The organism is Haloarcula sp. H-hyl2 (genome assembly GCF_056934385.1).
This window is the reverse complement of the sequence record NZ_JBRIIJ010000004.1, coordinates 43,706-56,897: the sequence shown is the minus strand read 5'-3', so window position 1 is coordinate 56,897 and position 13,192 is coordinate 43,706. Positions and strand designations below refer to the sequence as shown.

Below are 13,192 nucleotides of genomic sequence, written 5' to 3'. Positions count from 1 at the left end.
ATCAGCCAGACCGCGATATTAGAATTGTCTTTCCCGGCAGAAGAGACGTCGCTCAGGCAACTGAATCGAGGAGGCCACGCATGTAGCCGATAGCGAACAGCCGTCCCTTCGTGTGGTAGCCGGGATTCGAGTTGTCTTCGCCGGCCATCGTCGGGACGTGATCGGGTCGCATCGGTACGTCGCTGTCGACGGCCTCTTCGTAGGCTGCCATCGCTGCGTGCATGTCCGTCGGCCCGTCGTCGTGCCAGGTCTCGACGAATCGGTCGGCGTCACCCTCGACGTCACGGAAGTGGACGAAGTTGATCCGGTCGCCGAACTGGCGAATGGCTGCCGGGATATCCGCACCCATCGCGGCGAAGTTCCCCTGGCAGAACGTGACACCGTTGTGCTCGCTGTCGACAACGTCCAGGATCCGCTCGTAGTTCTCGACGCTGTTGGCGACACGAGGAACCCCACGAACGGACTCGCGCGGTGGGTCGTCCGGGTGGAGGCCGAGTTTGACGCCTGCCTCCTCGGCCACGGGAACGACTTCTTCGAGGAAGTAGGCAAGCGCCTCGAATATCTCCTCGTGGGTTCGTTCCGAGGCCGGGACAGTCGGCCCACCCTGCATCTTCTCGTTGTCGTACCCGGTCACGTAGGACCCGCCACGGGACTCGATGTGGGCTTCGGTACGGGCCCAGCGGACGCCCGCCATCCAATCGTAACAGACGACAGAGATTCCCAGATCGCCACACGCCCGCAGGAACTGTTTGAACTCGTCGATATCCTCGTCTCTGCCGTCGAGGCCGAGACGGACACGGTCGGTCAGTGGCACGCTCCCTTCGAGCACTGAGAAGTTCAGCTCGGCGTCGTCGAGCCAGTTTCGCAGCCCCCGCAGTTCGTCGTAGGTCCATGTCGTCTTGTCGTCGCCGATCTCGAGGGGATGAATGACGGCGTCGGTAACGCCCATCTGTTTAGCCAGTTGCCACCGTTCGTCAGGCTCCGGAGGGAGCACTAGCGCTGGTCGAACCATACAGGACGATATTTCCTGAAGCGTATATAGATTATCATTACAGTTCCGACAGGTGGAGTGCTCAGTCGACGATTGCAGAGAATATACCGGCATATATTGCGTAAACAAACGTGCTAGCAACCGTAGCCAGGCAGGTGTCCTCGTTCGTCACCACAGGTCACTAGAGATAGCAGTGGAGCAAGTGCCTACTCGAACGCCCAGCTGTGAGGACAGGCGCCCGTGATTGCTCCGATAGAAAGATATTTATAATAGTTGTGGGTATACATTGATACGTATGCTACTGCCTGGCTCAGAGAGTCGACAGACGACCGATCGCTGCTCGGAGGGCCGCACACGGTTGGTGTAACGATGTCAGCAGAGAACTCCAACTCGTTCCACTGGCCGTTGCTCGGAACACTGGTCCTGATCGGGGTCATCCCGTCGTTCTCCGGCGCGCTGATCAACCCCACGATTCCAGCGATCCAAGAGACCTTCGCCCACCTGCCAAATTCCGAGACGCTCGCGCAACTCGTCAGCACGACCTCTGCGTGGGTCGTGATCGTCGTCGCGCCGCTCACGGGGTACCTACTGGACAAGTACGCGCGCAAGCCGGTCCTGATCGGGGCCGTCATCATCTACGGTGTCGGGACGAGCGTCGCGTTCTTCCTGGACTCGATCTACCTGATCCTCGCGACGCGTATCCTCGACGGTATCGCCGTCGGTGCACTCATGGTGACGGTGCCGACCCTCATCGCGGACTACTACTCCGGTAACCGGCGTGAGTCGGTCATGGGGTATTACGGTGCAGTGCAGGCCGGTGGCGGTGCAGTCGCCGCCACGCTCGGCGGATACATCGCCTCGACGTTCGGATGGCGGTACATCTTCCTGGTCTTCGCGGGGGCGCTCCTGTTCATCCCGCCGATCATCCGGTTCCTTCCTGAACCCGAACTCACGGAGTCCGAAGGAGGCGCCGAGGTCAGTCGCCTCGAAGCGATCACCAAGATCATCCGGGAGGAACCTGCGAAGCTCGTGATAGGAATCTACCTCATAGTGCTCCTGGGGATGATGGCGACGAACCTTGTCATGATCGAGGTCCCGTACTATCTGCAAGGCTCCCTCGGCGTGGGCGGGTCACAGATCGGGTTGATCATCTCGGGCGTGATGATCGCCGGTGTCGTCGCCGCATCGCTGTATGGCCGGATCAAACAGCACGTCCAGCACATCACGGTGATGGCTATCGCATTCGTCGCCGGGGGTGCTGGGTTCCTCCTGTTCACGACGGCCAGTTCCGCTCCGCTCGTGATCGCGGGCGTCATCATCGCTGGCGCGATAGGGTTCGGACTCGTCATGCCCACAGTGAACGACTGGGTGGCATCTGTCGTCCAGAAGGAAGTCCGTGGCCGGGCGCTCAGCGGCATCACGATGATGACCTACGGCGGCTTCGCGCTCTCACCGTTCGCGCCGATGCCACTCGTCGACGCCTTCGGGCGCGTTGGGATGCTTCGGATCGTCGGGTACGCCCAACTCGTGATCGCAGGCGCACTCGTGACAGCCTGGTTCGTGACTCGTTCCACTGTCGATTCGACGGTGACCAAAGCGCCGTCGGACGACTGAATACGAGACGTGTCTGCAGTAGAGCCACACGATGCCGAGTAGCCGTCGAACGGAGACGTCTCTGTAGGTAGCTCGACCGATCGTCGGGGACAGATTTTCGAACGAACCTCTCTCGGAGCGATGGGTTTATATATCCAGATATATGGACTCCATGTGTGCCAATCGAGACGATACTGCTTCCAGTTAGCGACTCGGACGAAGACAGAGTACACCGCCTCGTCGATGTTACTGTGGAGATTGCCGGTCCAACAGACGCGAACGTCGTCGTTGCCCACGCCATCCCGAAAGATACAGACGGAGTTTCGCCCACGATCCCCCCGATTTCCGGAGGGGGCTTCCCACAGATACTCTCGGCGTCGGAATACGACGACTTCCTCGAGGGGGACTCGCCGGACGAAATCGCTGCAAAACACCAATCCGTCCAGTCGGCGACTGATCGGCTCAACGACGAAGGTATCGAGTACGAGGTCTGTGGCGCAGTAGGTGAGCCCGCTGACGCACTGCTCGACCTCGCAACAGAGGTCGACGCCGACCGTCTCGTGGTCGGTGGCCGTCGGCGGACCCCGGCCGAGAAAGTCGTCTTCGGCAGTCTCGCACAGCAATTACTGTTGGAGTCACCTTGCCCAGTCACGTTCGTTCAGGACAACTGATGCCAGTAGACGGACACCCCGGAGAAGTGAAACCCACCGAACTATTCCGGTAGGCCCTATTGTAAACAAGATACGTAAACACAAGATCGAGACTGTGTAATCCACAAAATCGGGGATAAAATGATGCGTCTACTGGCACTAGGAGTGCTGATATACGTGTCATAAAACCGAACCATGATCATATTCAAGTGGTTTATAATTATAAATTAGGTTCGTTAGCCGTGCTACCTGATTACCTGCATCGAACACCCGCAATAATTATCCCCCTGTTGTCATAACCTGATTGAAGGATGTTTGATCTGGTTGAATAGAGGCAAATGTAGAAAATTCGCCGTTTGGTTCTTGAAATCATCCCAGTATAGGAATGGTCCAGGTGAGGAAAGATACGTTCGGCAAAATACGGCTGTATTCCGGGCGTCTACCGCTCCGGAGACGGAACGAGTCGGATCACTGGCTTTCAGCGACCGTCTGTGAACTGGCATCGTCGATCCAGACCTCGACCGTGGAGCTATCCCCACGGACGAGTGGGTCTGCGATACTCGCGTGCAGATACACTGCCCGTGGGCGGATGGACTCGCTCACACTCGCAGTGACTGTGACGGTAGCGGCCTCGTTTCCAACGGCGACCCGATCGCCCGTCTCGATATTCCGACGGTCGGCATCGGTTGGATGGATGACGAGACCTCCCTCTGTTTCGACTGGACCGGCCGTACTGAACTCCTGAACACGGTCGCCGATCACCAGCGTAAGACTGGAATCGAGTGTCTCTCCACTCGGTGTTACATCGAGAGAGGTGAGCGTCGTCAGTCCGTCGTCGGTATCGAAGGACTCCGTATACAGGACCTCTGCGTCGCTGCGGGTCTCACCTCGTGACGGCCATCTTCGACTCCGGTCGCCGAGGTCGTCGTATGTTAGGTGCGAGTACGCCGGTGTTACACTGGTGATCTCTTCGAACACGTCACGTGGCCTGGCGTATTCGAATTCGGGGCCGACGAGACCGCGACCGAGCTCACGGAGGATTGCGAAGTCTGTCCGAACACCTTCGGGTGGGCCTACCGCGGGCGACAGTCGCTGGACCTGTCGGTCCATGTTGGTGATCGTTCCCTCCTTTTCCACGGTGGCGGCGACGGGAAGGACGACATCGGCATGTCTGGCCGTCTTGCTACGGAAGAGTTCCTGGACTACCAGCAGGTCTATCGAGTCCAGTCGCTCGGCGATCCACTCCGGGTCGTGTTTCGAGATCGCCGGGTTCTCGCCGACGACGAGTGCGGCTTCAATCTCTTCCCCGAATCCCGAAAGGAGGTCTCGTTCCGTATCTCCAGGTGTGGGAGGGAGTTTGGTCCCCCATTCCGCTGTGACTCTATTGCGGGCAGCATCGTCAGTCACCTCCTGGTGTCCGGGAAGCCAATCCGGGACACATCCCATGTCGGTCGCCCCTTGCTCGTTGCTGAGGCCCCGGAGCATGTTCAGCCCGGTTCCTGACCGACCGATATTGCCGGTCAGTGTGAGGAGATTCAACAGACCGTTTGCTGTCGCCGTCTCGTCGGCGCCAGTACCGGTGAGCACGGCTGTCCGGTCCGCCTCCGCGATTTGAACGGCGATATCGCGTAGTTTCTGTTCGTCTACGTCGGCGTCCGTAAGCAGGCACTCGATATCGTACTCCGCCAGCGATGCCCGGAATGCCTCGAACCCTTTCGTCCGTGTTTGGAGGAACGATCTATCGAGACCGCCTGCGTCGATGACGAACGAACACAGTATCGTCGCGACGAGTGGATCCGTTCCCGGTCGTGGTGCGACGTGCACGTCGGCGATTCGCGTCGTTTCGTTTTCGTGGGGGTCGACGTGGATCAAGGTCGCGCCGTCGGCAACAGCGGGCCTGACAGTACTGTTGAAGGCGACAGGTTGCCGCGCAGCGGGGTTCGCACCGACAACGAGGAATACGTCCGCTGCGCCCAGATCAGCGAGCGAATTGGTCATCGCCGGGTAGCCCAGTCGAGTGTTCAACACTCTCGCCGTCTCGGTATGGCAGCTTCGTGCTCTGTTGTCGACGTTGTTCGTCCCGAGCGTGCGGGCGAGCTTCTGGAGCAGGTAGTTCTCCTCGTTCGTACAGCGTGGTGCGCCAAGAAACGCCAGTTTGTCCGGGCCCTGCTCGGTGCGAATCTGTTCGAGCTCGGTGACGACACGGTCCAGAGCAGTCTCCCACGAGACGGGGACGAGGTCGCCGTCGCGTCTGACCAGCGGTGACGTGAGTCGCTCGTCACTGGTGCGCCGGTCGAACGCACGAAGTCCTTTCTGACAGAGCCGACCATCCGGATTTGCCGCGCCCGGGACGCCACGAACCCGGTCGCCGTCGTGGGTGAGCCGACAGCCGACGGCACAGAACGGGCAGACCGTCCCGCTCGACCCGTCGCCACCCTCTTTCATCGTCGTAATCGACGACCCATTGCTGCAAGGAGTTCGGTGAGAAATCCGAGACCGGCACGCGCGTCACGTGAGCGAAGGCGACCGACCAGTCCGAGTAGTCCGACCGGTTCCGATCCGCTCTGTGCCTCGCCCACTGCCGAAAGCACTGTATTCAAGCCAGCCGCGGTGTCAGCGTCTATCTCCAGTGTCGAGAGCGTGGTCGCCAGTGTGATCAGTTCCTCGAGGTCGCCCTCGCGCTGGAGTTCCAGCACGATATCGAGTGCCGCGAGCATCTCGCCGCTCTCTTCGTCCAGCAGTGTGGCCAGATCGTCGATCTCGTCGGCGGAGAGTGACTCCGTGAGAGCGGTCGCTATCGTCACGAGGTCGTCGAGAGTTCCCGTTCGCTGGAGCGCGAGGACAGTCTCGAGTGCATCGGCGAGTTCATCCGCGTTCGCACCGATATCGGTCGCGAGGTCGGCCGTGTCTTGGGTCGAGAGCCCATCTGCTGCTTCCAGAAGGGTGGCAGAGGACGTCGTGAGATGCTCGATCTCCTCGTCGTCCGCGGTGGCGAGCAGCAAGATCGCCGTCTCGACCGCGTCCTCCAGTTCGTCCGTTCGCTCGATGGCCGCAGCGAGTGCGTCGCCGTGTTCGTCCAGCGCGTCACGGAGTGCTGCTTCACCCTCCCCGGTTTCTCGCGGCCGACCGCCGTGCGTTGCGTCGTCGGGATAGACGTCTGTTGGCTCGGCCATCCTCAGTCACCTCCCTCGATCGGCTCTGAGCGATCGGTCGTGGGACTGTTGTCGGTTCCCTGGGCACCTGTGTCGTCCGCGGGAGCGATACTGACCGCGGAGATCTTGAACTCCGGCGTCGCCGCCGACGGGTCGAGATGCTCCTCGTCGGTCAGCTTGTTGACGGCGCTTTCGGCGAAGTGGATCGGTGCGAAGAGGGTGTTGGGCCCGACGCGGTCGGTCACCTGTGCCGGAACGGTAATCTCGCCCCGCCTGGACGCGACTCTCACCATATCGCCGCTCTCGATTCCGTACGCTTCGGCCGTCGCCGGGTTGATCTCGACGAAGTCGCTCGGTGTATACTCCATGATCCCTTCCTCTCGGTGCGTCATCGTGCCGGTGTGGTACTGATAGAGGACACGACCAGTCGTCAGTGTGAACGGATACTCCTCGTCGGGTGTCTCCGCGGGTTCACTGTAGCCGACCGCCTGGAGGTGCGCCTTCCCGTCCGCCGTGTTGAACTCGTCCTCGTACAGTCGTACGGTCCCTGAGTGATCCTCGTCCCAGCAGGGCCACTGGAGGCCGCCTTCGTCGTCGACTCGCTCGTGTGTGATACCCCCATAGATCGGGGTAACCGAGTTCACCTCGGCCATGATCTCTGCTGTCGAACTGTAGTTCCAGTCACGCCCCATGCGATTCGCCAGGTCCTGTAGAATCTGCCAGTCGGGGCGGGAGTCGCCTTTCGGTTCCATCACCTGTTTGACCATCTGCACGGTCCGATCGGTGTTCGTGAACGTCCCTGTCTTTTCGACGAACGAACACGCTGGAAGGACGACGTCGGCGTACTGTGCGGTCTCGGTGACGAAGAGGTCCTGCACGACGAGGAACTCCAGGTTCTCCAGTACCTCGGTCGCGTGGTTCACTCCCGGTTCGGAGAGTGCGGAGTTCTCGCCGATGATGTACATCCCACGGAGGTTCCCCTTGCTGGCCTCGAGGAACATTTGGGTCGTGTAGTAGCCGTACTCCGGCGATATATCACAGTCCCAGGCGTCCTCGAACTTCGCACGGATATCGTCGTCAGCGATATCCTGGTATCCTGGGAAGTTGTCGGGTAGCGGCCCCATATCACCGCCACCCCCCTGGACGTTGTTCTGGCCGCGGAACGGTGAGACGCCAGCACCGGGTTTGCCCAGGTTCCCGGTCACAGCAGCGAGGTTCCCCATCGCCATGACGTTCTCCGTTCCGTGGGAGTGTTCGGTCAATCCGAGCGTCCATCCGAACACACAGGAATCGGCCGCAGCGATCGTTTCGGCTGCTGCGGCGATCTCCTCGTGAGGAACGCCGGTCACCTCCTCGACGCGCTCGGGCGTGAACTCCTGGACCGCATCCGCGACTGCGTCGAATCCGGTCGTCCGTTCCGCGACGAACTCCTCGTCGTAGAGGTCGTTCTCGATGACGTACCGCGTGATGCCGTTGATCCAGACCGCGTCGTAGCCCGGTTCGACACGGCTGTACTGAGTGGCGTACTCGGCGATCTGGACCTCGCGGGGATCGAAGACGACCAGGTCTGCACCGTCCCGGACGTTCTGCTTGATGCGCGTCCCGATCACGGGATGGGCCTCGGTCGTGTTGGACCCAGTGATGAGATAGCAATCGGTCGACTCGATGTCGTCCATGCTCACCGAGGCGGCGCCGTACCCGTAGGTCTTTGCGAGACCGGCCACCGTCGAGGAGTGACAGAGGCGGTTACAGTTGTCGACGCTGTTGGTCTCCAACACCTGGCGGGCGAACTTGCCCATCAGGTAGTTGTCCTCGTTCGTCGCTTTCGAGGAGGTGATGACCGACAATGATTCGCCCCCGTGTTCGGCCTTGATCTCGCTGAATCCGGCGGCGACACGGTCGAGGGCTTCGTCCCAGGTCGCGGTCCGGAACTCCCCGTTCTCGTCGCGGACCAGTGGCGACGTCAGTCGGTCGTCGGAGTTGACGAAGTCGTAGCCGAACTTGCCTTTCACGCAGGTCGAGATACCGTTGACGGGTGCGTCCTCCTCGGCCGTCGGCCGAGCAGCGAGAATCTCTTCACCGTCGGAGTAGAGGTCGAACCGACAGCCGACTGCACAGTAGCCACAGGTGGTGTCGGCGACGTTCAGTTCTTCGAGTCGCTTGTCACCGACCGACTGCGCTATCTCGAACAGTTTTCCCTCCGGCAGTGTTTCGGCTGCGACACCCTCGGCGAAGTGTTCGACGTTCTGGAGCGCTTGGTCCCTGGCCGCCTGCATGTATCCCGCAACTCCGTCCAGGTCGTCGTCGGTCATGGCCAGTCACCACCATCCGACTCGTCCGCCCAGACGTCTGTCTCGTCGGAGACCGCATCCTCGCCTGTCGACTGGTCGCTCTCCGAGGTTTCATCGCGTTTCTTGGATGTCATCGGACCGCGTGCTTCGCCAGAACTCTCGTAGCTACTGCCGACACTGTTCTTCTGCGTGAAGCCGGGGAGAGGGAGCGTCGTAGCGTCTTCCATCCCCTTCTCGACGAGCGATCCGGTCGGACAGACAGTCGCACAGTGGCCACAGGAGACACACGCCGAGTCGTCCATCGTCTCGGAGTCGCTCTGGAAGCCGATCCGCGTGTCCTTCCCCGATCCCTCCAACCGGAGCACGCCCTCGACCTGAACGTCGTTGCAGGCGTCGACACACCGATTGCAGAGGATACACTTGTTGCGGTCGATCTGGATGAACGACGAAGTGTCGTCCAGCGGTTCGTACTCGTCGCGGTCGTCGAGGACGCCGTAGCGTGGCTCCTCGACCTCCTGTTCGATCGCGGCGTCCTGCAGCTCACAGCGGCCGTTCTTGCCACAGGTGGTGCAACGGAGATTGTGGTCCGAGAGGACGAGGTCGAGGTTCACGTCCCGTGCTTCCGAAGCGGTGTCGGCGTCAGTACGGATCGTCAGGCCGTCCTCGGGCGGGAAGCTACAGGCCGGCACGACGCCGTGAGCGTCGGTCTCGACCATACAGGTGCGACACTCGCTGCGAGGACCGATCTCTTCCCGGCCGTAGTGGCACAACGCAGGAACGGATTCCTCGGTACTGACGGCTTCGATAGCATCGATGAGGGTCGAATCCGGGGGAATCGTCACGGCAGTGCCGTCGACAGTGACCGTGACCGACTCCTCGGTTCTGACTGGCGGGTCCGTTGCCGTCCCCGGTGCGATTTCTTCGGTCAAAGGCGGTACGTCCGTCGTCGTTTGCTCTTCTGAACTCATGTTACGAGACCTCCATGGCGTCGATGCAACTGCCAGCCGGGCATTGGCCGTCGGCGTGGGCCCGGAACTCCGACTCGAATGCTGCGATTGCCGTCCGAGCGGGCCGAGCAGCCTGCACCCCGAACGCGCAGATACTCGACGTCTCCATGACGCGGACCAGTTCCTCGATGCGGCCGGGCGAATAGTCCCCATCGTACACATCACGGAGCAACTCCGTCAACTGTGTCGTTCCCTCCCGGCATGGCACGCAGCGCCCACAGTTCTCCTCGGACGCATACCGGGCCAGCCGCCCGACGAATTCGACGATACACCGGTCCTCGGATAGCACACGGACGGTACCGTCTGTTCCGAGTCCGGCTGTCGAGAGCGATTCAGGGTCGACAGCAATGTCCAGATCCTGGGTCAGGCCGCCGAACCGGCCGCCGACACAAGCGGCTTTGAGTGCCCCCTCCACAGCGACGGCCGAGACTGCTTCGGATACCGGTTCGGACTCCCGAAGCTCTACTGTGGCAGGCGAATCCACGTCCCCCGTTACCGTCAAGATGCGGGTGTTAGGCAGTTCTCCCCGACGAAGCGCGACCGAGAGGGTCGCGAGTGTTCGGGGCGTATGCACCACCGTCGGATTCCCGTGCAGTCCTACCTCGTCGAGGGCCGGCGGGCGAAGTCGAGCTTCCAGTCGGTGGTTGCCCTCGATCGCCTCGACGGCCATCGTCGGTTCGGCCGCTCGGTACTCCGCTGGGCCCTCGACCACGGAAACTGGGACCTGCAGCTCGGGGTGGACGTCGATTGCCGCCTGGACAGTCTCGACGTGGTGCGCGTCCGCAGTCGAGGTATACACGACGACACGGTCGATATCGGCGGCCCGGACGACAGCAGCCACCCCGTCCAGTACTTCGAGCGGGACGCTAGAGAGCAGTACTCCGTCGCCGTCGGTCCCGTGTGCGTTCACGACGAGCGTCGTCTCATCGTCGGCTCCGCGGACGGTCTCCCAGGCGTTCCCGACAATGTCGTCGTGACAGCTATCTCCCCAGCCTCGCCCGCGGAGTTCGCGGCCGATAGCCAGTATCGTCTCGGTGTCGACGTCGGGAAAGCCACCAGCCAGTTCGTGATCCGACGGGTCGGTCGGCCGTCGCCAGCCACAGCCGCCGAGCACGTCACGCTTGCCTGCACTCAGTTGGGATAATTCGGGGACAGGAAGGCGGGTCGTCTCTGGGTCGTGGTCAGTGACGGCATCCGGGGTCGCAACAGTCACGTCATCGGCCCCGTTTGTCTGTGCGACGATGTCGCTGATGTGTTCAGGCGAACACTGTGTGTGGAACGCGGTTTCGCCCTGTCGCGTCACCATGACGAGGGGCTCGATAGCCTGTACGCCGGTCGTCCCGACCCGCACGAGACAGTCTGTATCCGTATCCGTGCCCGAGAGAACCTGCTCAGGATTCCTGGTGGCTACCCGGACGATGGTCTCGTCGCTGCTGATGATGTCGCTCATGTGGGACGGTCCCCCCATCTGTGCGCAGCCCACGAACAAGTACTATCCCGACCCAACAGTCCAGGACGTTCGCAAGCCTCCTCTGTAGGAGTCACATCCGATGGGTAGGGGCAAAACAGGAACGGCCCGCCTCCGGTATGAGCGAGGCGGAAACATTTGGACAGACACTTCGCGATTCCGTGCTGAGTACGCTGGAGCTGGGGGGTGACAGTTCTCGAGGTCCCGGAGTCACGGAGCCAGTGGGTGTGCCGTTCCTGCATTTGGAGATTGAATTCCTTGTATATATACGTACCGGTCTTGCGCCGAGACGTCCCTCTCATTTTCCGGCCCATTCTGGATCTCTGTCCTCGAAGAAGGCGTCGATACCCTCGTTCTTGTCTTCGGTCGCGAACAACTGGGCGAACAGTTCGGCCTCGTAGTCGATACCGTTGTCCAGGGTCATCTGTGACGCCGCTCGAACGCTCTCTTTAGCGTACTGGAGCGCGACAGGGCTCTTGCTGGCGATGGATGTCGTGATGTCGCTCACGCGGTCGTCGAGTTCGTCGGGGTCACACACCTCGTCGACGAGTCCGATATCGTCGGCTTCGTCTGCGTCGACGAGGTCACCGGTGAGGATGAGTTTCATCGCCTGCCCCTCGCCGATGAGTCGGGGCAACCGCTGGGTTCCCCCTCCGCCGGGGATAATACCCAGATTTATCTCGGGCTGTCCAAGTTTCGCGCCCCGCTGGGCGACCCGAATGTCACACGCTGTCGCGAGTTCCAGTCCACCGCCGAGAGCATGCCCGTTGATGCGGGCCACCACTGGCGTCCGGAGGTCGGCGACGGTTTCGTAGATCCGCGGCCGTTCACTCGCCTGGCGCTGTTCGAGCATATCTCGCTCGCGTAGTTCGCTCACGTCCGCACCGGCGACGAAGGCGCTGCACTCGGCCGAGCCAGTGAGCACCACGACACGCACGTCGGTGTCTTCGATGGCCTGCAACGCGTCGGTCAATTCCGTTCGAACGGTCTCGTTGAGAGCGTTTCGAGCGTCCGGGCGGTGTATCGTGACAGTGGCGATGCCATCGTCCTGTTCGACACCGATGGTCTCGTACTCCGCTTCCAGCAGGGCCGTCTGCTCGTCGGTCATCGGTCACCCCACTCGCCGCTCATCCCGACGGTTTCACCGTCTTCCCAGACGTAGAACCCCTCTCCGGATTTCTGTCCGGTCTTGCCGGCCCGAACCTTCCGTTTGAGTAACTGCGGCGGTTTGAACCGTTCACCCAGTTCCTCGCGGAGATATTCCAGGATGTCGAGGCGCACGTCCAGGCCCACGACGTCGGTAAGTTCGAGCGGCCCCATCGGATGGTTGTAGCCGAGTTCCATCGCGTTGTCGATGTCCTTCGGTGAGGCGACGCCCTCCTCGACCATGCGGATAGCTTCGACACCGAGCGCAACGCCGAGTCGAGAGGACGCGAACCCAGGCGCATCACGCACGACAACGGGCGTCTTGTCGATACTCTCGACGTAGTCGACGGCGAACTCCCTGGTCTGGCCGTTCGTCTGTTCGGCGACGATCGCCTCGACCAGCGACATGATGTGGACGGGGTTGAAGAAGTGCAGGCCGACGAATCGCCCCGGTCGTTCGAGCGTGCTCGCCAGTTCAGTCACCGAGAGCGACGAGGTGTTGGTCGCGAGGACCACGTCGTCCTCGACAGCCGACTCGGCGTCCGAGAGGACACTCTTCTTCAGATCGAGTTTCTCCGGAACGGCTTCGACGACGAGGTCTGCCCCGTCCACTGCGACCGCTAGATCCGTCTCGCCGGTGATGCGATCGAGCGTCGCAGCTTTCTCTGCGGCCGTGACCTTTCCGTGCTCGATGCCACCGTCGAGATTCGATTCGATGGCGTCGATGCCGTCGGCCACCAGATCGTCTTCGAGATCACGAAGCGTCACGTCGTGACCGGCCATCGCACTAACCTGTGTGATACCATGTCCCATGGTACCTGCGCCTAATACAGTTATCCGCATATGTTAGAACGGGACAGTATCCGTGATAAATGTTAATACTAGGGACGTATC

Annotated in this window: 10 protein-coding genes; 2 read left to right on the top strand and 8 right to left on the bottom strand. The window is 61.3% G+C overall.

Annotation, left to right across the window (positions count from 1 at the left end; translation table 11 throughout):
• Nucleotides 1-52: 52 nt before the first annotated feature.
• Nucleotides 53-1,012, bottom strand: a complete 960-nt coding sequence (locus Hhyl2_RS19580) for a mannonate dehydratase (protein WP_483552487.1) — start codon at nt 1,010-1,012, stop codon at nt 53-55.
• 348 nt (nt 1,013-1,360) lie between these two features.
• On the opposite strand from Hhyl2_RS19580, the gene Hhyl2_RS19575 reads away from it, so the two are divergent.
• Together Hhyl2_RS19575 and Hhyl2_RS19570 are read left to right on the top strand one after the other, a co-directional pair.
• Complete coding sequence (locus tag Hhyl2_RS19575; RefSeq protein WP_483552486.1) at nt 1,361-2,605, top strand: MFS transporter; 1,245 nt, start codon at nt 1,361-1,363, stop codon at nt 2,603-2,605.
• Nucleotides 2,606-2,760: 155 nt separating this feature from the next.
• Complete coding sequence (locus Hhyl2_RS19570; protein ID WP_483552485.1) at nt 2,761-3,255, top strand: universal stress protein; 495 nt, start codon at nt 2,761-2,763, stop codon at nt 3,253-3,255.
• Between the two features lie 447 nt (nt 3,256-3,702).
• Here Hhyl2_RS19570 and Hhyl2_RS19565 read toward each other — a convergent pair whose 3' ends face one another.
• The 7 genes from Hhyl2_RS19565 to Hhyl2_RS19535 all read right to left on the bottom strand — a co-directional run bounded on the left by Hhyl2_RS19565 (nt 3,703) and on the right by Hhyl2_RS19535 (nt 13,141).
• Nucleotides 3,703-5,679, bottom strand: a complete 1,977-nt coding sequence (locus tag Hhyl2_RS19565) for a molybdopterin oxidoreductase family protein (RefSeq protein ID WP_483552484.1) — start codon at nt 5,677-5,679, stop codon at nt 3,703-3,705.
• Nucleotides 5,676-6,407 (bottom strand): helical membrane plugin domain-containing protein, encoded by a 732-nt coding sequence (locus Hhyl2_RS19560; RefSeq protein WP_483552483.1) that lies wholly within the window; start codon nt 6,405-6,407, stop codon nt 5,676-5,678. The genes Hhyl2_RS19565 and Hhyl2_RS19560 overlap by 4 nt, the downstream gene beginning before the upstream one ends.
• A gap of 2 nt (nt 6,408-6,409) precedes the next feature.
• Nucleotides 6,410-8,698 carry a formate dehydrogenase subunit alpha gene (fdhF, locus tag Hhyl2_RS19555; RefSeq protein ID WP_483552482.1) on the bottom strand — a complete coding sequence of 763 codons (2,289 nt, stop codon included), beginning with the start codon at nt 8,696-8,698 and terminating at the stop codon, nt 6,410-6,412.
• The gene (locus Hhyl2_RS19550; RefSeq protein WP_483552481.1) at nt 8,695-9,645 is read right to left on the bottom strand and encodes a 2Fe-2S iron-sulfur cluster-binding protein; all 951 of its coding nucleotides are present in this window, start codon (nt 9,643-9,645) and stop codon (nt 8,695-8,697) included. Before Hhyl2_RS19550 ends, fdhF begins: the two co-directional genes overlap by 4 nt.
• A 1-nt stretch (nt 9,646) precedes the next feature.
• On the bottom strand, nt 9,647-11,134 hold the full coding sequence (locus Hhyl2_RS19545) for an NADH-ubiquinone oxidoreductase-F iron-sulfur binding region domain-containing protein (protein WP_483552480.1): 1,488 nt from the start codon (nt 11,132-11,134) through the stop codon (nt 9,647-9,649).
• Between the two features lie 316 nt (nt 11,135-11,450).
• Nucleotides 11,451-12,260, bottom strand: coding sequence for an enoyl-CoA hydratase/isomerase family protein (locus Hhyl2_RS19540; RefSeq protein WP_483552479.1), 810 nt, complete (start codon nt 12,258-12,260; stop codon nt 11,451-11,453).
• Nucleotides 12,257-13,141, bottom strand: a complete 885-nt coding sequence (locus Hhyl2_RS19535) for a 3-hydroxyacyl-CoA dehydrogenase family protein (RefSeq protein ID WP_483552478.1) — start codon at nt 13,139-13,141, stop codon at nt 12,257-12,259. The genes Hhyl2_RS19540 and Hhyl2_RS19535 overlap by 4 nt, the downstream gene beginning before the upstream one ends.
• Between the last annotated feature and the right edge of the window lie 51 nt (nt 13,142-13,192).